Source organism: Serratia sp. CY81684 (assembly GCF_052166595.1).
In the GTDB taxonomy this organism is placed as follows: domain Bacteria; phylum Pseudomonadota; class Gammaproteobacteria; order Enterobacterales; family Enterobacteriaceae; genus Serratia; species Serratia nematodiphila.
Genome location: NZ_JBJNOO010000003.1, coordinates 42,995 through 62,311 on the forward strand (window position 1 = coordinate 42,995; position 19,317 = coordinate 62,311).

General features: G+C 60.2%; 23 protein-coding genes and 1 other RNA gene. 14 read left to right on the plus strand and 10 right to left on the minus strand.

All coding sequences use genetic code 11. From position 1 onward, the window contains the following. Positions 1-183, minus strand: a complete 183-nt coding sequence (locus ACJ8QF_RS08055) for a YodC family protein (RefSeq protein WP_015378856.1) — start codon at positions 181-183, stop codon at positions 1-3. 120 nt (positions 184-303) lie between these two features. Between ACJ8QF_RS08055 and ACJ8QF_RS08060 the strand changes: the two genes are divergently transcribed. Beyond that, positions 304-810, plus strand: coding sequence for a DUF1543 domain-containing protein (locus ACJ8QF_RS08060; protein ID WP_131165097.1), 507 nt, complete (start codon positions 304-306; stop codon positions 808-810). Positions 811-879: 69 nt separating this feature from the next. On the opposite strand, the gene ACJ8QF_RS08065 is transcribed toward ACJ8QF_RS08060, so the two are convergent. Continuing rightward, positions 880-1,614 (minus strand): class I SAM-dependent methyltransferase, encoded by a 735-nt coding sequence (locus ACJ8QF_RS08065; protein ID WP_004928990.1) that lies wholly within the window; start codon positions 1,612-1,614, stop codon positions 880-882. A gap of 100 nt (positions 1,615-1,714) precedes the next feature. On the opposite strand from ACJ8QF_RS08065, the gene ACJ8QF_RS08070 reads away from it, so the two are divergent. The 3 genes from ACJ8QF_RS08070 (at position 1,715) to ACJ8QF_RS08080 (ending at position 4,422) form a co-directional block, all read left to right on the plus strand. After that, positions 1,715-2,167: a GNAT family N-acetyltransferase gene (locus tag ACJ8QF_RS08070; protein WP_080116054.1), complete on the plus strand. Its 453-nt coding sequence runs from the start codon at positions 1,715-1,717 to the stop codon at positions 2,165-2,167. Positions 2,168-2,272: 105 nt separating this feature from the next. Further along, positions 2,273-2,689 (plus strand): DUF2946 domain-containing protein, encoded by a 417-nt coding sequence (locus ACJ8QF_RS08075; protein WP_440484493.1) that lies wholly within the window; start codon positions 2,273-2,275, stop codon positions 2,687-2,689. A 119-nt stretch (positions 2,690-2,808) separates the two neighbouring features. Continuing rightward, complete coding sequence (locus tag ACJ8QF_RS08080) at positions 2,809-4,422, plus strand: DUF2534 family protein (protein WP_131165146.1); 1,614 nt, start codon at positions 2,809-2,811, stop codon at positions 4,420-4,422. A 55-nt stretch (positions 4,423-4,477) separates the two neighbouring features. Here the strand turns inward: ACJ8QF_RS08080 and ACJ8QF_RS08085 are convergent, their stop codons facing one another. Further along, positions 4,478-5,413 (minus strand): LysR family transcriptional regulator, encoded by a 936-nt coding sequence (locus ACJ8QF_RS08085; protein WP_082997558.1) that lies wholly within the window; start codon positions 5,411-5,413, stop codon positions 4,478-4,480. A gap of 135 nt (positions 5,414-5,548) precedes the next feature. On the opposite strand from ACJ8QF_RS08085, the gene ACJ8QF_RS08090 reads away from it, so the two are divergent. From ACJ8QF_RS08090 to ACJ8QF_RS08100, 3 genes are read left to right on the plus strand one after another with little or no spacing between them, the layout of a single operon-like run. After that, positions 5,549-6,202 (plus strand): DUF3313 domain-containing protein, encoded by a 654-nt coding sequence (locus ACJ8QF_RS08090; protein ID WP_004929005.1) that lies wholly within the window; start codon positions 5,549-5,551, stop codon positions 6,200-6,202. Between the two features lie 38 nt (positions 6,203-6,240). Further along, positions 6,241-6,585 (plus strand): DUF3302 domain-containing protein, encoded by a 345-nt coding sequence (locus ACJ8QF_RS08095; RefSeq protein WP_015378821.1) that lies wholly within the window; start codon positions 6,241-6,243, stop codon positions 6,583-6,585. A gap of 9 nt (positions 6,586-6,594) precedes the next feature. After that, a complete protein-coding gene (locus ACJ8QF_RS08100; protein WP_131165094.1) occupies positions 6,595-7,731 on the plus strand; it encodes an HlyD family secretion protein in 1,137 nt (378 codons plus the stop codon). A gap of 133 nt (positions 7,732-7,864) precedes the next feature. Here ACJ8QF_RS08100 and ssrA read toward each other — a convergent pair. Both ssrA and smpB read right to left on the minus strand, forming a co-directional pair. Continuing rightward, positions 7,865-8,228: a transfer-messenger RNA gene (ssrA, locus tag ACJ8QF_RS08105) on the minus strand. Positions 8,229-8,277: 49 nt separating this feature from the next. Continuing rightward, complete coding sequence (gene smpB, locus ACJ8QF_RS08110) at positions 8,278-8,760, minus strand: SsrA-binding protein SmpB (RefSeq protein ID WP_004929094.1); 483 nt, start codon at positions 8,758-8,760, stop codon at positions 8,278-8,280. A gap of 161 nt (positions 8,761-8,921) precedes the next feature. On the opposite strand from smpB, the gene ACJ8QF_RS08115 reads away from it, so the two are divergent. Continuing rightward, positions 8,922-9,356, plus strand: a complete 435-nt coding sequence (locus tag ACJ8QF_RS08115) for a type II toxin-antitoxin system RatA family toxin (RefSeq protein ID WP_004929096.1) — start codon at positions 8,922-8,924, stop codon at positions 9,354-9,356. After that, entirely contained in the window at positions 9,349-9,633 is a 285-nt protein-coding gene (locus ACJ8QF_RS08120; RefSeq protein ID WP_004929098.1) for an RnfH family protein, read from the plus strand. Before ACJ8QF_RS08115 ends, ACJ8QF_RS08120 begins: the two co-directional genes overlap by 8 nt. Positions 9,634-9,751: 118 nt before the next feature. Here ACJ8QF_RS08120 and bamE read toward each other — a convergent pair whose 3' ends face one another. From bamE to nadK, 3 genes are all read right to left on the minus strand, one after another. Next, the gene (gene bamE / locus ACJ8QF_RS08125) at positions 9,752-10,090 is read right to left on the minus strand and encodes an outer membrane protein assembly factor BamE (protein ID WP_004929101.1); all 339 of its coding nucleotides are present in this window, start codon (positions 10,088-10,090) and stop codon (positions 9,752-9,754) included. A 240-nt stretch (positions 10,091-10,330) separates the two neighbouring features. Next, entirely contained in the window at positions 10,331-11,992 is a 1,662-nt protein-coding gene (gene recN / locus ACJ8QF_RS08130; RefSeq protein ID WP_004929104.1) for a DNA repair protein RecN, read from the minus strand. An 86-nt stretch (positions 11,993-12,078) separates the two neighbouring features. Next, entirely contained in the window at positions 12,079-12,957 is an 879-nt protein-coding gene (nadK, locus tag ACJ8QF_RS08135; RefSeq protein WP_019452304.1) for an NAD(+) kinase, read from the minus strand. 125 nt (positions 12,958-13,082) lie between these two features. Here nadK and grpE point away from each other — a divergent pair, with 125 nt between their 5' ends. Further along, complete coding sequence (gene grpE, locus ACJ8QF_RS08140; RefSeq protein WP_025159545.1) at positions 13,083-13,667, plus strand: nucleotide exchange factor GrpE; 585 nt, start codon at positions 13,083-13,085, stop codon at positions 13,665-13,667. A 56-nt stretch (positions 13,668-13,723) separates the two neighbouring features. Here the strand turns inward: grpE and ung are convergent, their stop codons facing one another. Next, on the minus strand, positions 13,724-14,407 hold the full coding sequence (gene ung, locus ACJ8QF_RS08145; protein ID WP_004929112.1) for a uracil-DNA glycosylase: 684 nt from the start codon (positions 14,405-14,407) through the stop codon (positions 13,724-13,726). Between the two features lie 346 nt (positions 14,408-14,753). On the opposite strand from ung, the gene grcA reads away from it, so the two are divergent. The 3 genes from grcA to ACJ8QF_RS08160 all read left to right on the plus strand — a co-directional run bounded on the left by grcA (position 14,754) and on the right by ACJ8QF_RS08160 (position 17,033). Further along, the gene (gene grcA / locus ACJ8QF_RS08150) at positions 14,754-15,137 is read left to right on the plus strand and encodes an autonomous glycyl radical cofactor GrcA (RefSeq protein ID WP_004929114.1); all 384 of its coding nucleotides are present in this window, start codon (positions 14,754-14,756) and stop codon (positions 15,135-15,137) included. A 182-nt stretch (positions 15,138-15,319) separates the two neighbouring features. After that, positions 15,320-16,285, plus strand: a complete 966-nt coding sequence (locus ACJ8QF_RS08155) for a phospholipase (RefSeq protein ID WP_442537435.1) — start codon at positions 15,320-15,322, stop codon at positions 16,283-16,285. Continuing rightward, positions 16,278-17,033, plus strand: a complete 756-nt coding sequence (locus ACJ8QF_RS08160; protein WP_338911250.1) for an ankyrin repeat domain-containing protein — start codon at positions 16,278-16,280, stop codon at positions 17,031-17,033. Before ACJ8QF_RS08155 ends, ACJ8QF_RS08160 begins: the two co-directional genes overlap by 8 nt. Positions 17,034-17,085: 52 nt before the next feature. Here the strand turns inward: ACJ8QF_RS08160 and srmB are convergent, their stop codons facing one another. Continuing rightward, a complete protein-coding gene (gene srmB, locus ACJ8QF_RS08165) occupies positions 17,086-18,408 on the minus strand; it encodes an ATP-dependent RNA helicase SrmB (RefSeq protein ID WP_047025578.1) in 1,323 nt (440 codons plus the stop codon). Positions 18,409-18,507: 99 nt separating this feature from the next. Between srmB and trmN the strand changes: the two genes are divergently transcribed. Continuing rightward, a complete protein-coding gene (gene trmN, locus ACJ8QF_RS08170; protein ID WP_154871612.1) occupies positions 18,508-19,287 on the plus strand; it encodes a tRNA(1)(Val) (adenine(37)-N(6))-methyltransferase TrmN in 780 nt (259 codons plus the stop codon). The last annotated feature ends 30 nt before the right edge of the window (positions 19,288-19,317 follow it).

Genomic DNA, 19,317 nt, shown 5'->3' on the forward strand with positions numbered 1-19,317 from the left:
TCAGCAGACGCCGAAATCGCCGTCTTCGTGGTACAGCGCCACCTCGCTGGCCTGCACCTCCGTGCGCTGCTCTTTACCCAGTTCATTCCAGCTGCAAACCAGGGTTTCGCCGTCGATCGCCACCACGGTCATCTTTGGGCCGCCGGTGGTGCGTTGTACAAAATCACCGATATTGAATGCCATGCGTTCCTCCACAACAGATTAAACCTCACCTATTGATAACACAGAATGGCGCTACCGTTGGCAGATGTTTCGTTATGTATTAACTTATACAGCGATTATCACCAGGGAGAGCAGACTAACATGCCGGGATTATTGATGTTTTATGTGGGCGGTACGGCGCCGGGCGCCAATATTGAGTTGCACGACGTGCAGTTCGCGGCGGCGGATCGGCCGGATGAGGCGTATCCACTGCTGCGCGAAAAGTGGTTCGGCGATAAGCGCAAGGTGCATGTCGACGGCTATGCGCGCATCGACTGGGCGGACGGTTACGACGTGAGTCTGGAGCCTGCGCCGTTCGCCGGTGAAGAGAAGCTGTTTTTCGTTAACGTGGGCGGTTACCGCAGCGATGAGCTGGCGGAACTGCACCAGTTCGGCCTGTTCGTGGCGCGCTCCGCCGACGAGGCGAAAGACAAAGCCAAACGAGTGCTGCTGACCGACAGCGCGCAGCAGCACAAGGATGACCTGGCCGAGGTGGACGACTGCCTGCTGCTGCAGGCGTTGCAGGGTTATCACGTTCATCTGCGGGCCAACCCGCACGGCAAACCGGCCCGGCCGCTGTGGCAGGGGTATCTGCCGATTGGTGAGTAACGTTGGGGGGAGGCGGCCTCCCCAAATTTGGCGGTGTTAATGGTGTACTGCAGGTGAATCAGGCAAGCATCAGGCGGGTTTGCGGGCGGCGAGAATGAAGATCATCGGGCGTTCCTGCTCTTCGTCCAGCGCCGGGGTAGCGGCGATTTGCTGCGCGCTGGGGCCCCATTCGTTCAAATGCTGGATGATAAATCCTTGCTGCGCCAGCGGGTTGATATAGCTGCCGAGCGTGCGGTGCTGCTTGATGACGCCTTCCGCCAGCCAGTTGGAGACGCGCTGGCCTTCCCGCTGGTAGCCGTTGACCGGCCAGGATTTCTGCCCGTTGCCGTCGGTCAGCCAGCCCTGCTGCGCCGGGGCGGTGTAGATCGGGTGCTCGGCGGTGAAGATGAACTGCCCGCCGGGTTTCAGCGCGGCGTAAACCGTGGCGAACAGCGCGGCCAGATCCTCGAGGTAGTGCAGCGTCAGCGAGCTGTAGACCAGATCGTAACTTTCCGGCGGCAGCTGCAGCTGCGCCAAATCTTGCCGGCGGTACTCGATGCCCGCGTCGGCGGTCATCTCCCGCGCCTTGGCCAGCATCTTTTCCGAGACGTCCAGCCCCAGCACGCTGGCTGCGCCCTGTTCGCGCGCGCTGCGGCAAAACCAGCCGTAGCCGCAGCCGAGATCGACCACGCTTTTTCCCTGCAAGTCCGGCAGGATGCGGCGGATGGCGGGCCATTCCGGCGCGCCGTCCAGGCCGTGCTGCGAGCGGCTGAGCTGCGCGTAGCCGTCGAAGAAGGCCTGATTGTCATAGATGTTTTGCGTCATGATGACTCCTTGGGATGAATGACGGCGGCGGAATGCCGCTGCCATACTCTGCATATTGCTGCATAATTCTACGCTGACAACATGAATAACGGGAATGACGATGGACATGATTTCGGTGCGGCAAGCGCCCGAGCTGGCGCCGCGCGCCATTGCATATTTTCAGCGGCACTGGGCCACGGCAGAGACGCTGATGATGTATGAAGACGCCATCAACCGCAGCCTCGGCGCCGCCAACCCGCTGCCGCAGTGGTACCTGCTGATGGAAAATGACCAGATCCTCGGCTGTGCGGGGCTGATTACCAACGACTTTATCAGCCGCGGCGAGCTGTATCCCTGGCTGTGTGCGCTCTACGTAGAGGAAACGCAGCGCGGCCGGGGCTGCGGCGCCAAGCTGATTGAGCATGTGGCGGCGGAAACTCGCCGGTTGGGCTTCCCGCAGCTGCACCTGTGCACCGATCTGGAGGGTTACTACGAGCGCAGCGGTTTCGTTTATAACGGGCTTGGGTATCACCCCTGGGGCGAGACCTCGCGGGTCTATTCGCGGGTGCTGTGATCGCCGCCGCCGTGTAAGACAAACCTGACTTTTCATTCACCTCATCGCGCATCGCGGGTTACACTGGCCGCTTGTTCGCCACCGACCGGATTAATTCGCCGCGCGATGAGAGTGCCACGCCAGCTACCGCAACGCTTTACCGCCTGCATCGCCATTATGGCGGTGCTGTTGCTGTTTGTGGCGCCGGTGGTGTCGAAATCGCTGATGCACCATCAGATGATGGGCGGCATGGCGCAGCCGGCAGCCGCCATGCCGCACGAGATGCACGGGATGGCGATGCCCGCCGCCGAGCATGCCGGCCACCACGGCATGGATCCGGCGGAGATGATTTTCTGCGGCTACTGCGAGCTGCTGATCCACGTGCCGCTGCTGCTGTGGACATTCGTCCCGCTGCTGTGGCTGATGGCGCGCATCGCACGCCTGCCTTGCGCGCCGCGCATCGTTTCTCCGCCCATTCGGCGCCTTAATCTGCGGCCGAGCCCGCGCGGGCCACCCGGCCAATCGTTTTTCCCTATTGCTTGATCATGGGTCACGCCGTCCGTATCGCTGCGGACGGTTTGCCTGCGCACACAGTTTGAAAAACGAGAAAGGCCATGTCTTCAATAACCAAAACTCCACCTGCCGCATCGCCGCGAGGCGCGATGCTGAACCTGATCAGACGGCTGCATTTTTATATCGGCCTGCTGGTTGCCCCTTTTATTCTGGTCGCCGCACTGACCGGCACGCTGTATGTGCTAACCCCGCAGCTTGAAGAGGCGCTGTATCGCGATGCGCTTTTCACCGAACCGCACGGACAGGCGACATCGCTGGCCGACCAAATCGCCGCCGCCCGCCGCGTGGCGGGTGCCGAGACGCGCATTTACGCCGTGCGCCCGGCGCCCGGCGCGACGGATACCACGCGCGTACAGTTCGTGGGAGCCGATCTGGGCGCTTCCGAGTCGCGCGCGCTGTTTGTCGATCCTTACACCCTGGCGATCAAGGGCGATATGACGGTGTACGGCACCTCCGGCGTACTGCCGCTGCGCACCTGGCTGGATAAGCTGCACAGCAGCCTGCTGCTCGGCGATATGGGCCGCAATTACAGCGAGCTGGCGGCTTCCTGGCTGTGGGTGGCCGCGCTGGGCGGCGTGGCGCTGTGGCTGGCGACGCGGCCGAAGCGCAAGCTGAAAAGGGTGAAAGGGGGCTTCGCCGCTAACCGCCAGTGGCATATCACGCTGGGCGTAGCGCTGCTGGCCGGGCTGCTGTTCTTCTCGGCTACCGGGCTGACCTGGTCGCAGTGGGCCGGCGGCAACATCGACGCGCTGCGGGCCAACCTGGGCTGGCTGACGCCGCAGGTCAACGCCAGCCTGCAGGCCGATGCGCCGCAGATGCCGGCCGATCCGCACGCCGAGCACCGCGGGATGATGCCTGGCATGAAGATGGGCCCTGCCGCGCAAAGCAATGCGCTGAACGGCGATTGGGATCGGGCGCTGCACGCCGCGCGCGCCGCCGGAATAGACGCCGCTAAGGTCGAGCTTCGCCAGCCGAAAGGCGAGGGCAAAGCCTGGACGGTGACCGAAGTGGATCGCAGTTGGCCAACGCAGGTGGACTCGGTCGCCATCGCGCCGCAAAGCTTCGCCGTCGTCGACCAGGTGCGGTTCGACACCTTCCCGCTCATCGCCAAGCTGACCCGCTGGGGCATCGACGCCCACATGGGCATTCTGTTCGGCTTGCCGAATCAGCTGCTGCTGGCGGCGTTTGGCCTTGGGCTGTGCCTGACGATCGTGCTGGGTTACCGCATGTGGTGGAGTCGCCGCCCGGCGGCGGGTGCGCAGCATCCGGTGCATACGCTGGTTGCCGCCTGGCTGGCGCTTTCCCTGCCGGCGCGCGCCGTCACGCTGCTGGTTGCAGCCGTACTGGGTTATTGCCTGCCGGTGATGGGCGTGAGCCTCGCGGCGTTGTTGCTGGTGGACGTATGGCGCTGGCGCGGCCAGCGGCAAGGCCTTCGGGACGGAACGCCGGAAGCGGCCGCCCGCCGCGCCGAGGTGCGCAAGTTCCGCGCGGCGGTGGCGACGGTCGCGGTGGTGGTTGGCTGCGTGATGGGCCGGGCGATCCTCGGCGGCACCGTCGAGCAGTTTCAGCTGCCGATCGGTGCCTGGAGCGCCCAGATGATCGTGATGCAGAGCCTGATGGTGTTGCTGTATACGCTGGTGTTCACCCTGCTGCTTTCCATTCCGCTGTGGTATTTCTTCCTGGGGGAAAAAGAGGGGCGGTGAGGTATTTTGCGCTGATGTGAGGCGTTCAACCCCGCTGCGGCGGGGTTTTTCTTGGTTACATCAGCCGGTGCGCGTGCAGTTTGACACTTTCCATGATGCTGTCCATCGTCACCTGCACGCGGTGCGGCAACACGCCTCGCCGGCGGTAGATCAGGTAGGCCTGCATATCGATGCCGCGCTCGCGCGCCAGGCAAGGCTGCAGTGTGCCGGCATCCAGCTCGGCGGCCACGGAATAATACGGGGCGTAGACGATGCCCAGGCCCTGTTTGGCCAGCTCGATCGCCGGCAGAATGTTATCGCAGACGCTGGCGCCGTTGATCTCGACCTGCACCAACTCCCCCTGTGCATTGTAGCCGCTCCAGGTATTGCGGATGCCGCCCAGCATACGCAAGGTAATGCAGCGATGCTGCGACAGTTCATCCAGCTCCTTCAACGGCATGCGGGCGATGTAATCCGGCGCGGCGAACAGCCCGACGCGAAAACGGGTAAAGGGCCTGGCGATCAGGCTTTCGTTTTGCGGCTGGAAAAAGCTGATCAGCAAATCGCAGTCGCTGTCGAATACTGCGCCATATTTTTTCTCACGTTCGTCGGGGTTGCGGGTCACCAGATCGACAGTCAGCGCCGGCGCAGCGTGCAGCAGCGGCGGCAGCAAATAGCTGGCCAGGAAAGCGTGGATACCGATCGGCGCGCCGAGCGTGACCATGCCGCTCATACTGCGCTTATAGGTGCCGGCCATATCGAGCAGATCGCTATGCTCGTTCAGCAACTGGGAGGCGCGGCGCAAGAATTGTTCGCCGAACTCGGTCAGTGACAGAGTGCGCGGGCCGCGCAAGAACAGTTCCAGACCCAGCCGCCGCTCCAGCGCGGTGAGGGCGCGCGACACATTCGACTGCGGCATATCCAGCAGCTGCGCCGCTTTGCTGACGCTCGCCGTTTCGGCGATGACGCTTACAATCCTGAGTTCTTCAATACGGAAGTCTTTCTCTTTCACTGGCTGGCTCGTATGAGTATGTATATCAAAAATGATATACGTCTTTGGCGGCATTGTCATATGACTTATCACGGGCGGGTGGGTATCATTCGATTTGATTATTTGCTATCCACATAAATAAAGAGAAATCCGTCAATGAAAGTAACAAGAACGGTGATTTTACCTGCGCTGTTATTATTGGCCGCGTGCTCGTCCGCCGTGACCGAAAAAGAAAAATATTCGACCTTTCTGACCAATTATAACGATATTAACAAAGGCCAATCCGCGTCCGGTAAAGACGTTTTATATTGGAAAGATCAGAGCGTCGATTTTTCCCGTTATCAATATCTGGTGTATCAACCGATGATCTATTTCCCGCGGCCGAAACCGAGCGAAATGGTCAGCCAACGCGCGCTCGACAATATCCTGAATTACACCAACCAGCAGTTTAAACAGGCGATGGGCACCCACTTTACGCTGGTGGACATGCCGCGCGAGCATACGCTGATCTTCCGCGGCGCCATCACGGCGATCGACACGCAGAAGAAAGGGCTGCAGGTCTATGAAGTCTTGCCAATCACGCTGCTGATCGCCGCCACGCAAAGCGTAACCGGGCACCGCACCATGGAGAGCGCGGTTTATATGGAAGGCGAGTTTATCGATGCCGCGACCAACCAGCCGGTGATTAAAGTGGTGCGTAAGGCTTCGGGAGAAAATCTTAATAATGAGAAAGCACAGCTGAAAGTCACCGACGTGAAGAACGCCATCGATACCATCGCCAACGACATCAGACAATATAACACGCTATAGAGATTATTTATTTCCATTATTCTCAACCAGGACTTTACATGTTTCTTAACTATTTTGCGTTAGGCGTACTGATTGCGGTATTCCTGATATTATTCTACGGCGTCATTATTATTCATGACATTCCTTATTTGCTGGCGAAAAAGCGCCGGCACCCGCATCAGGATGCGATTCACGTTGCCGGTTGGGTCAGCCTGTTTACGCTGCACGCCATTTGGCCGCTGCTGTGGATCTGGGCGACGCTCTATCGGCCGGAACGCGGCTGGGGCATGAGTGAAAGAACGGAATCCTCAACGGATCTGCAGGCGCGCATCGCACTGCTCGAAACCGAATTACAACGCCTGCAGGAAAAGCCGACGGCGGTTCCCGGCCCCACGGTAAGTTGAGCGTAGCCTATGGATTTGCTCATTATTCTCAGCTACGTGGCGCTGAGCTACGGCGTATTTAAACTGTTCCGCATTCCGGTCAACAAATGGACCGTGCCGACCGCCGTACTCGGCGGGATCGTTATCGTCGGCGCTTTGATTCTGACGATGAACTACAACCATCCGTACAGCGATCGGGCGCAGAAAATTGCCGTGTCGGTGCCGATGGTGCCGCAGGTCTCGGGCATGATCGTTGAAGTGACGGAGAAAACCAACGTGCTGCTGCGCAAAGGCGAGGTGCTGTTCCGGCTCGACGACAGCCGCTACCGCGCGCGGCTCACCAGGCTGGAGGCGGATCTGGCCGGGGCGGAGGCGGAGATCAGAATGCGTCGGGCGGCGCTCAGCGAGTCCGCCGCCAACGTGCAGCGGGCGAACGCGGAGTATGATCGTGCCCGCAAGGATTACCAGCGCTACGCGAAAGGGGCGGCCATGCCGGTCAACCCATTCTCGGAGCAGGACGTCAGCCATGCGCAGCAGCAGTACCAGGCGCAATCCGCCGCGCTGCAGGCGGCGAAAGCCCAGTTCCAACAGGAACAGGCTCGGTTGTCCGGACGCTATGACGGCGAAGACGCCACGATAGCCAGCCTGAAATCGCAAATAGCCGAAGCGCGTTACAACCTGGAACAAACGGTGGTGCGTGCGCCGAGCGATGGCTATGTCACGCAGGTGCTGGCGCGGCCGGGCACGGCGGCGGTGCGCTTGCCGTTCAAACCGGTGATGATCTTTATCCCGCAGCAAAAGCGCCAGGTGGTGGCGGTATTCCGCCAGAACGCCATCTTGCGCTTGGCGCAGGGGGATCAGGCTGAGGTGGTGTTTAACGGCTTGCCGGGACAGGTTTATGGCGGCACCGTGAGCCGGGTGTTGCCGGCGATACCGGACGGCAGCTACCAGGCCAGCGGCGCACTGCAGGGCCTGAGCGCCACGCCAGGGCGGGAAGGGGTGTACGTAATGATCGATCTGGCAGCCAACCCGGATCTGGATCATCTGCCCGACGGCGTGAGCGCCCAGGCGGCGGTTTACACCGGCCACTTCGAGCACGTCTCCGTGATGCGCAAAGTGCTGCTGCGCATGACCAGCTGGCTGCACTACCTTTATCTGGATCACTAGCCTGCATCGGCCCGGGGGAACCCGTGCCAAGGGGGTTCCCCCTGAATGTGACAAAAACAAAAAAGCCCGCAACCGAAGTTGTGGGCTTTTTCGCTATTATCGCCGGGTCTATCTGGTTCACTGGCGACGTATTTGGTGGAGCTGGCGGGAGTTGAACCCGCGTCCGAAATTACTACACCGTCGGCACTACATGCTTAGTCCAATCTTTACATTCGCCGGCCAGCTGCGGATGGACACGCTACTGACAGACTAGCCTGATTGAGTTTAACGCTTCGGCCCCAGGCAGGACGTCCACGCGATCTCTTTTGGGTTTGACCTCTCTTGATCCCCGTCCTAAGAGCGGAGGCTAGGGAGAGAGGGCTCTAAGCAGGGTATTAAGCTGCTAAAGCGTAGTTTTCGTCGTTTGCGACTATTTTTTTGCGGCTTTTTACGAGGCCAACCGCCCCTCGGCATGCTCCTAGGGCTTCGCAAATCCCGTCGAATCCAGAATCAGCCCCAAGTAACTTTGTGCAGTATACCAGAAGTTTACCTCGATAAGCCAGCGGCTTAACGATTGGCGTGCTTCATGATACGGGCTTTCGCCGTCTGCCATTCGCGATCTTTGATGTCATCGCGTTTGTCGTGCTCTTTCTTGCCTTTGGCTACGCCGATCTTGATCTTGCTCCAGGCATTTTTCCAATACAGGGACAAGGCCACCACGGTGTAACCCTCGCGGTTGACGCGGCCGAGCAGGGTGTCCAGCTCGCGCCGGTTCAGCAGCAGTTTACGGGTACGCGTCGGATCGCACACCACATGCGACGAAGCCACGTTGAGCGGGGTGATGGTGGCGCCAAACAGGTAGGCTTCACCGTCACGGAACGTCACGTAGCTGTCGCTGAGGTTGGCTTTGCCTGCACGCAGCGATTTAACTTCCCACCCTTGCAGCGACAGGCCCGCCTCGAACTCTTCTTCAATGAAGTATTCGAAACGCGCGCGCTTGTTTTGGGCAATGGTGGCGGAACCGGGTTTGTGTGCTTTTTTCTTTGTCATAGTGCGTTCATTATACTGGATGCTTCAGCGAAAGAAATCCTTTCCCGGTCAGCACCTGCGCAATTTTTCGCATTTTTGGTTCCCTCATCCCTTAGCAGATTTTTTGTTTGCCGCCAGATAAATGGTATTATCTGTACGTTTTATGTCTTACAGGAAATGATATGCCCCAGATCAGTCGGTCTGCATTAGTGCCGTTCAGCGCCGAGCAGATGTATCAGTTGGTTAACGATGTTCATTCTTACCCCGATTTTCTGCCAGGCTGCACCGGCAGCCGGGTGCTTAACGCTACCTCCAACGAGATGACCGCCGCGGTGGACGTCGCCAAGGCCGGTATCAGCAAGACCTTCACCACGCGCAATACGCTGCTGGATAACCAGAGCATCAATATGCAGCTGGTTGATGGCCCGTTCCGCAAGCTGATGGGCGGCTGGCAGTTCACACCGCTGAGCGAAGAGGCCTGCAAGGTGGAGCTGCACCTGGACTTCGAGTTCACCAACAAACTGATTGAGCTGGCGTTCGGCAAGGTGTTCAAAGAGCTGGCGGGCAGCATGGTGCAGGCATTCACCCAGCGGGCGAAAGAGGTCTACAGTGTCTGATATCCAGGTCGAGGTGGTGTACGCCTTGCCGGAGCGGCAGTATCTGCGCAAGGTGAAGCTGGCCGAGGGCAGCAGCGTTGAGCAGGCGATCCAGGCTTCGGGCCTGCTGGAGCTGCGCCAGGATATCGATCTTAAAAGCAACAAAATCGGCATCTACAGCCGCCCAGCCAAGCTGGGCGATACGCTGAACGACGGCGACCGGGTGGAGATCTACCGGCCCTTGATAGCCGATCCGAAAGAGCTGCGCCGGCAACGGGCAGAAAAGGCAAAAAAATAAGGCGCTTATAGCGCCTTATTTTTTTATCTGAAGCTGACTTTTTCTTCCGCGTTGCAGCCTGCGACTGTCATGAGGAACATCATGCCCCCTCATGGGCCGGAAGAGCGGGCGGCACCGATTACTTGGTCAGCGCCGGTTTGTTCTGGATATCGGTCAACACGCCTGCGCTGTCGAAGGTCAGCGTCAGCGTCTGCTGGGTGATGTCTTCATGGCCAGGCTGCTGACGGAACACATAGAACCACGTTTGCGTTCCGAACGGGTCTTGCAGCATTGGGGTGCCCAATGTGTAAGCGACCTGTTGTTGGGTCATCCCTTTCTGAATTTTTGCCACGTCGGTCGACGTCAGGTAGTTCCCCTGGTTGATGTCAGGACGATAAACCACCTTTTCAAAAGTAGAACAGCCTGCAGTCAGCATCACAAGAACTACAGCGGCGGCAGTCAGCGTTTTACAGCGCATAGTAATCACATTCCTTTAGGGCATAGGATGCCGATGATAATAGACCTTGCGGCAGTTGGAAACCTTTATACCCTTCATCTTTCACGTTGCGACGCATTGGCTTTCTTTTAGCACCTCAAGCGCTTGGCCTTTTTCAGGCCGTTGAGATGGCTTTGGATCACCGCCGCGCCGCACTTTAGATATTTCTCGGGCCAACAGCGTCACTGTCAGACCGCAGGAAAGTGAAAAAGTTGAGCTTTTTTATGCGGCCAGCAGTTCTTTGGCGTTGGCCAACGTATTGCGGGTGACTTCGCTGCCGCCGAGCAGGCGCGCCAGCTCCTGCAGCCGGGCGCGTTTATCCAGCGGCGCCATCTGGGTTTCGGTAACCGTGCCGTCGGTCTGCTTGCTGACGAACAGGTGCTGATGCCCGCATCCGGCCACCTGCGGCAGGTGGGTGACGCACATCACCTGGGTGGATTCGCCGAGCTGGCGCAGCAGGCGGCCGACGATGGCGGCGGTCGGGCCGCTGATGCCCACGTCCACCTCATCGAAGATCAGCGCCGGGGTTTCCATCTTGCGGGCGGTGATCACCTGAATGGCCAGCGCGATGCGCGACAGCTCGCCGCCGGAGGCGACCTTCGCCAGCGGCTGCAGCGGTTGCCCCGGGTTGGTGGAGACGCAGAACTCGGTGCGGCTGGCCCCTTCGGCACTCAGGTGCTGCGGTTCGAAGCGCACGTCGATGTTGAATTTGCCGTGCGGCATGGAGAGCGCCTGCATGCTGTCGGTGATGAGCGTGGTCAGCTCGGCGGCGTAGTGCAGGCGTTTCTGGTGCAGCTCTTCCGCCAGCGCCAGCGCCTGCTGGTGATGCAGGGTGACCGCTTCGTTCAGGTGTTCATGGTCGCTTTCCTGCTGCGACAGCAGCTGCTGTTCATCCAGCAACTGCTGATGCAACTGCGGCAGCTCCTCCGGCGCGACCTGATGTTTGCGGGCCAGGCTGATTTGGCGCGACAGGCGTTGTTCCAGCTCGTGCAGGCGGTTGGGATCGAGATCCATGCGATCGGCGTAATGGCGCAGCTCGTCGCTGGCTTCGCTGATCTGGATAGAGGCCTCTTCCAGCATGTCCAGCAGGCCGCTGAGCTTATCGTCCAACCCGGCCAGCTCAAGCAGCAGGTGTTTGGCGCTGTAAAGCTGGCTGAGCATGTTGTTCTCGTCGCTGTCGGCCAGCAGCTGCAGCGTCTGCTGGCTGAGGGTCAGCAGCTGGCCGCTGTTGGCCAGGCGCTTGTACTCGGCGTCGGTCTGCTCGAACTCGCCGGCCTGCGGCGCGAATTCATTCAGCTCTTTCAATTGGTATTGCAGCAGCTGCTTGCGCGCTTCGCGCTCGATGGACTGCTGCTGATGGTGCGCCAGCTCGCGGCAGCTCTGATGCCAGCGTTGGTAGGCCTGGCTCATCGCCGCCAGCAGGGCGGGTTCGTCGGCATAGGCGTCGAGCAGCGCTTTTTGGTGCTCCGGCTTGAGCAGCAGCTGATGGGCGTGTTGACCGTGGATTTGGATCAGGCGTTGCCCCAGCTCACGCAGCTGCGACAGCGGCACGGCGGTGCCGTTGATAAAGCCGCGCGAACGGCCGTCGGCGTTGATCACCCGGCGCAGCAGGCATTCGTTGCTGTCGTCCAACTGGTTTTGCTCCAGCCACTCGCGCGCGGACGGGGTGTCCGCCAGCGAGAAGCGGGCGCAGATGTCGGCGCGGGCGGCTCCCAGGCGCACCACGTTGCCGTCGGCGCGGTTGCCGAGGCACAGCCCCAGCGCATCGATGGCGATGGATTTGCCGGCGCCGGTTTCACCGGTGATCGCCGTCATGCCCGGTTGAAAATCGATTTCCAACTCACGAACGATAGCAAAGTTGCTGATGGTTAATTGCGCCAGCATGGGAACCTTCCTGTGTATAAACACATAACTGTAATTTAATACAGTATAAACTGGTTTTATATACAGTAAAGTGGCCGGCGCAGATTTTAGAACAATTTTTTCGACCAGCCCAACTTGGTGCTTAACGTGTTGAAATAGCTGTAGTCCTTCGGATGGATCAGATTCAGGTGGAAATCGCTGCGGCGGATCAGCACTTCTTCGCCTTCCTGGATCGGCAGTGCGATTTGGCTGTCGCAGCTGATCTCCAGATCGCTGCCGATCTGCGAGAATTTCAGGCGGATGGTGCTGTCGCCGTTGATCACCAGCGGCCGGGCGGAAAGGGTGTGCGGGAACATCGGCACCAGCGCGATCGCCTCCAGCGACGGGGTGAGGATCGGCCCGCCGGCGGAGAGCGAGTAGGCGGTGGAGCCGGTCGGCGTGGCGATGATCAGGCCGTCGGAGCGCTGCGAGAAGGCGAAGCGATCGTCGATATACACCTCGAATTCGATCATGTGCGCCACTTTGCCGGGGTGCAGCACCACTTCGTTGATGGCGGTGCTGATGCGGCACTGCTGGTGTTCTTTATGCACGATGGTTTCCAGCAGGAACCGCTGTTCGTCGATGTACTCGCCTTCCAGCACGTCCGCCAGCTGCTGCAGGGCGTTGTCGGGATCGAGATCGGTGAGGAAACCGAGGTTGCCGCGGTTGACTCCGATTACCTTGATGTCGTAGCGCGCCAGCACGCGCGCGGCGCCGAGCATGTTGCCGTCGCCGCCGACCACCACCGCCAGATCGGCGCGCTGGCCGATATCCGCCAGGCTGCCGGTGACGGCATCTTTCAGCCCCAAATCATGGGCGATTTGCCGTTCGACCATCACCGAATAGCCGCGGGCCACCAGCCAGTGGAACAGCATCTCGTGGGTTGCCAGCGCTGAAGGGTGACGCGGGTGGCCAACAATGCCAATACAGGCGAATTTTTTATTCATTTGTTGTGATTTTCCTCACCGGGACCCGTTTATGCCCCACATTGTGACCGGTTGACTTGAAACCCCGGTTTTGATCCCCATAATAAGCCAAGTTGCGAGATTAATGCTAAAACGCGGAGATATTCATGAGTAGTAAAGAACAGAAGACGCCAAACGAGCAAGTCTCGGAAGAAATGGAACAACACGCTCATCACGAGGATACGCTGCCGGAAGCGGCGGAAGGCGTCGATCTGCGCGATGCGCGTATCGCCGAACTGGAAGCCCAACTGGCGGAAGCTCAGCAGCACGAGCGCGACAGCCTGCTGCGCGCCAAAGCGGAAGCGGAGAACATCCGTCGCCGCGCCGAACTGGACGTCGAGAAAGCGCACAAGTTCGCCCTGGAGAAATTCTCCGGCGATCTGCTGCCGGTGATCGACAACCTGGAGCGTGCGCTGGATCTGGCGGATAAAAACAATCCGGAACTGGCCGCGATGATCGAAGGCATCGAGCTGACGCTGAAATCGCTGCTGGACGTGGTGCGCAAGTACGGCATCGAAATCGTCGGCGACGTCAACGTGCCGTTCAACCCGGAAGTGCATCAGGCAATGAGCATGATGGAATCCGCCGATCACCAGCCGAACCATGTGATGATGGTGATGCAGAAAGGCTATACGCTGAACGGCCGCCTGCTGCGCCCGGCGATGGTCGCGGTCTCCAAAGCCAAGGCGTAATCGCCCCGGCAACGGCATAAAGAAAGGCACCCGAGGGTGCCTTTTTTGTCTCTGGACTACGCCTGCGGCAGGCGCGGCATCCAGTCGATCGGTGTGAGCCCTTGCTGCTCCAGCAGCTGATTGGCCTGCGAGAAGTGGCGGCAGCCGAGGAAACCGCGGTGGGCGGAAAGCGGCGACGGGTGCGGCGCTTTCAGCACATGGTGACGGTTGCGGTCGATAAAGTTGCCTTTCTTCTGCGCGTGCGAGCCCCACAGCAGGAACACCACGCCTTCGCGGTTCTCGTTCAGGGCGGCGATCACTTTATCGGTAAAGGTTTCCCAGCCCAAATTGGCGTGCGAGTGCGCGCGGCCGCCTTCCACCGTCAGCACGGTGTTGAGCAGCAGCACCCCCTGTTCGGCCCAGCTTTGCAGGTAACCGTGATCCGGGCGTTCGAAACCGGGAATGTCGGTTGCCAGCTCTTTATACATATTCACCAGCGACGGCGGCGCCGGCACGCCGGGGCGCACCGAGAAAGAGAGGCCGTGCGCCTGATTGGGCCCGTGATACGGATCCTGGCCGAGGATGACGACTTTAACGTCCGCCAGCTCGGTAAAGCGGAACGCGTTGAACACGTCCTTCTGCGGTGGATAAATGGTCTTACCGGCCTGGCGCTCAGCGGCAACAAAGGCGAGCGTTTCAACAAAATAGGGCTGCTCTTTCTCTTTGCCGATCACGTCATGCCAGGTGAGGGAGGTGGCCATAAACGCTCTCCTTTGTTTTCTTTAGCAATTCATAGGCTATAGCTTACCGTGTCGGCGCGCGCAGCGAAACCCGCTTTTCGTTTCTCGCCGTCACACGCAATGCAATTATTTTTGAAAATTTACAAAAATAATTGGTTTTTGGCGCAGCGGGAAAATTGATATAAAACATAAATTTGCCCCTTAACGCCCTGTGCCTACCCGGTAAAAATTGACTTTAATCAAAGAACTGGCCCGGTCAGGCTGGTATACAGAACAACAAGACAACAATGGTTTTACCAAATGGCCGAAACCAGAATTGGGTTTTCTCACGACGTGAATTTTTACGCCCTTGTACGGAGGCAACATAATGATTACCGGTATTCAAATTACCAAAGCGAACGACCAGGCGCTGGTGAATTCTTTCTGGCTGCTGGACGATGAAAAAGCGGAAGCCCGCTGCGTGTGCGCCAAGGCTAACTACGCGGAAGATCAGGTTGTCGCGGTGAGCGATCTGGGCCAGATCGAATACCGTGAAGTGCCGCTGGAAATGCAGCCGACCGTGCGCGTAGAAGGTGGCCAGCACCTGAACGTCAACGTGCTGCGCCGTGAAACCCTGGAAGACGCGGTCAAGCATCCGGAAAAATACCCGCAGCTGACCATCCGCGTGTCCGGCTATGCGGTGCGTTTCAATTCCCTGACGCCGGAACAGCAGCGCGACGTTATCGCCCGCACCTTTACCGAAAGCCTGTAATCGGCGGCGCAGTCAATCAGGGAGCTTCGGCTCCCTTTTTGCGTTTGGCGGCCGAAAACCAAACGTGGATCACAATTTGCACAAAGTTAAGCATTCCTGATACAGAACTCATCCGACCTGCCGATAGCTAAGTCAGTACCTATTCAGGTGCTCAATAAAAAGTCTATCGACAAGGAGTCGGCATGAGTATGCCTTTAAGTTTTACCTCTGCAGTATCTCCGGTGGCCGCGATCCCTACATCTCGCGCCATCGCCGAGACGGCACCGGCGGCGCAGCCCGCAGCCGCGCCGGCAAGTCCCGCGCCGGTGGCCACCCCCTCTCAGAACACGCTCAATGCGCAGAATCTGTTGAATACGTTGGTCGGCGATCTCTCCGCAGCGGCGCCGACGGCGGCGGCGGCAGTGCCGGGCGTGACCCGGGGGCAGCAATCGCAAGAGGGCGATTATGCGTTGGCGCTGTTGGCCAAGGACGTTTACTCGCTGAACGGCCAGGGCGCCGCCGGGTTCAACCGCCTGAGCGACAGCGCGCTGCTCGGTTTCGGCATCGATCCCGCCAGCCTGCACGACGCGGGCAGCGGTTTCCAGGCCGGGGTTTACAGCAACGACAAGCAGTATGTGTTGGCGTTCGCCGGCACCAACGACTGGCGCGACTGGCTGAGCAACGTGCGGCAGGCGACGGGTTATGATGATGTGCAGTACAATCAGGCGGTTGCCGCCGCCAAAAGCGCCAAGGCGGCCTTCGGCGATGCGCTGGTGATCGCCGGCCATTCGCTCGGCGGCGGTCTGGCGGCCACGGCGGCGCTGGCGACCGGCACCGTCGCGGTCACCTTCAATGCGGCCGGGGTGTCGGATTACACCCTGAATCGCCTGGGTATCGATCCGGCGGCGGCGAAGAAAGATGCCGAAGCCGGCGGCATTCGCCGTTACAGCGAGCAATATGACATGCTGACCAGCACCCAGGAGTCGACCTCGCTGATCCCGGACGCCATCGGCCATAACATCACTTTGGCCAACAACGATACCCTGACCGGCATCGATGACTGGCGGCCGAGCAAGCATCTGGATCGCAGCCTGACGGCGCACGGCATCGACAAGGTGATAAGCTCGATGGCGGAACAAAAGCCGTGGGAGGCGAAGGCCAATGCCTGAAGGGCGTCGCTTGCGGCGGGCGCTGGCGATAGCCTTACTGGCGCTGGTCGCGGTGACCGGTTTACTGATGATGGCTAAGGAGCAACAGATGGGGCAGGAGATTTCACCGTTTGACGGCCGCAGCAATCTGGCGCTGGCTCAGGCGGTGGCGCGCGGCGATACGCAGGGCATCGGTGCGCAGGCCACACAGGAGCGCTTGCGCGAACGGGGCGATCGGCAGGTCACGCTGTTGCAGTGGGCGGTGCTTTCGCAACAGCCGGCCAGCGTGCAGACGTTGCTGGAGCTCGGCGCCGATGCGGCGGCGGCGGGGCTGGACGGCAACAGTGCGCTGCACACCGCAGCGATATTGCACGATGCGCAGTACCTGCGGTTGCTGCTGGCCAAGGTTAAGCAGGTGAACGTGCGTAATGCCGTTACCGGCGCCACACCGCTTGCGGCGGCGGTGCTGGCCGGGCGTGAGGAGCAACTGCGGCTGCTGCTGGCGGCCGGGGCGGACACCACCCTGAGCGATCGGCTGGGGGATACCCCGCTGCATCTGGCGGCGAAGATTAATGCGCCGCATCTGGCGCTGTTGCTGTTGCAGGCCGGGGCCGATGCCCGGGCGCGCAATCAGCAGGGTTTTGCGTTCCAGTTTTATTTCTCGCAAACGCCGGCGCATTTGCAGAATGACGAGCTGAAGGCGCAGTTCCGCGAGCTGGATAAATGGCTGCAGGGGCACCGCCTGGCCACGCATTACGCGCAGCAGTAAACGCCCATAAAAAAACCGCCTGCACAGGCGGTTTTTTCTTGAACAGTGGCGGTTATTGCGCGTCGCCGGTTGGTTTGGCCTTCGCCTGACGGCGTTTGCCGACGTTCTTGGCGTCGCGATGGCGCACTTTCACCTTGGCCTTTTCTTTGTTCTTCGCCTTGTCTTCCGCGCGCTTGGCCAGCACTTTCTTCGACGGTTTACCGTTGCTCTTCTCGTTCGGCACCTTGGTTTTCGGCCGCAGTTCGTCGATCACGCGTGCTTTCAGCGGCTCGTTCAGGTAACGGCCCACTTTGCCCAGCAGCAGATGATCGTGCGCTTCCACCAGCGAAATGGCGGTGCCTTTGCGCCCGGCGCGGCCGGTACGGCCGATACGGTGCAGGTAGGTATCCGCCGTGCGTGGCATGTCGAAGTTGAATACGTGGGTGATATCGAGGATATCCAGGCCGCGCGCGGCAACGTCGGTGGCCACCAGCACGTTAACCCGGCCATCCATCATGCGTTTGACCGCTTCGTTGCGTTTGGCCTGCACCATTTCGCCTTCGAGATAGCAGGTGTTGATGCCCGCTTCGCGCAGCCAGGTGGCCAGCTCGTGCACGCGCTCGCGCTTGCGCACGAAGATCACCGATTTTTGCACGTCCGGCTGTTTCAGCAGGTGGATCAGCAGCGCGGTTTTGTGCTGCACGTCATCGGCGCGGTAGTACCACTGCAGGATTTTTTTGCGTTCGCGGCGCGACGGGTCGGCTTCCACTTCCACGGGCTCTTTCAGGATGCGCTCGGCGAATTCGCGGATCGCTTCGCCTTCCAGCGTGGCGGAGAACAGCAGCGTCTGGTTGCGCCAGCGGGTTTCGGCGGAGATGGTTTCGATGTCCTGCGCGAAGCCCATGTCGAGCATGCGGTCGGCTTCGTCGAGGATCAGGGTTTCCACCGCGCGGCAGTCGAAGTTCTCTTCTTTAATGTATTGCAGCAAGCGGCCGGTGGTGGCGACCACCACGTCCTGGTTTTCGCTGAACACTTCCGCGTGGTTCATGTAAGCGACGCCGCCGGTGATGGTGGCGATATCCAGCGAGGTATGAGCAGCCAATTCACGCGCCTGGTCGGCGACCTGCATCGCCAGTTCACGCGTTGGCGTCAGGATCAGCACGCGCGGTGGGCCGGATTTCTTGCGTGGAAAGTCCAGCAGGTGCTGCAACACGGGCAGCAGGAAGGCGGCGGTTTTGCCGGTGCCGGTCGGAGCCGAACCTAAGACGTCGCGCCCGTCCATCGCCGGCGGGATCGCAGCGGCCTGAATGGCGGTGGGGCGATCGTAGCCTTTGTCGCGCAGCGCGTCGATCAGGCGATCATCGAGTTCGAGTTCGGAAAAAGTGGTTGCTGTCATGGTCTACCTCTACTTGGGGCGCCGATTATAGACGGGTTGGCCGCGATCTTCACCTATTTAAGCGGAAAGCCGCTCTTTTCCCGCCGATCAGATTGCCTTATGCTACGCCAGTTTTATAGTCAGGTGGTGAGTGTGAGCAAGCGATCGAAAGCCGATTTTACCCCGCGCCGCGGGGGATTTACCTTTAAACAATTCTTTGTCGCCCACGATCGTTGCGCCATGAAAGTGGGCACCGACGGGGTGTTGCTCGGCGCCTGGGCGCCGGTGGGGCAGGCGCGCCGGGTGCTGGACATCGGCAGCGGCAGCGGGCTGATCGCGCTGATGCTGGCGCAGCGCAGCGGCGACGAGGTGACCGTCGACGCGGTGGAACTGGACGAAGCCGCCGCCGGCCAGGCGCGCGAAAACGCGGCGGAATCGCCGTGGCCGCAGCGCATCCGCGTGCATGCGCAGGATATTCACCATTATGCGCAGCAGCATGCCGCTGAGTATGATCTGATCGTCAGCAATCCGCCTTATTTTGAGCCGGCGGTGGCCTGCCGCGATCAGGCGCGCCACAACGCGCGCTACACCGAAACCTTAACGCACGACGCGCTGTTGGCCAGTGCGGCGCAGCTGCTGGTGGAGCAAGGAACGTTCTGCGTGGTGCTGCCGCACGACATCGGCGCCGAATTTGAACGCCTGGCGCAGCAAAGCGGCTGGCACACGGCGGCGAAAGTGAACGTCAGCGATCGGGCCGATACGCCGCGGCACCGGGTGCTGCTGGCGCTGACGCGTAAGGAAACGCCGCTGCGGGAGCAGGCGCTGGCGATCAAACAGGCCGACGGCAGCTATACCGACGATTTCCGCCGCTTGATCGCCGACTTCTATCTGTTCTACTGAAAGGAAAAGGGCGCCGATAAGGCGCCCTGT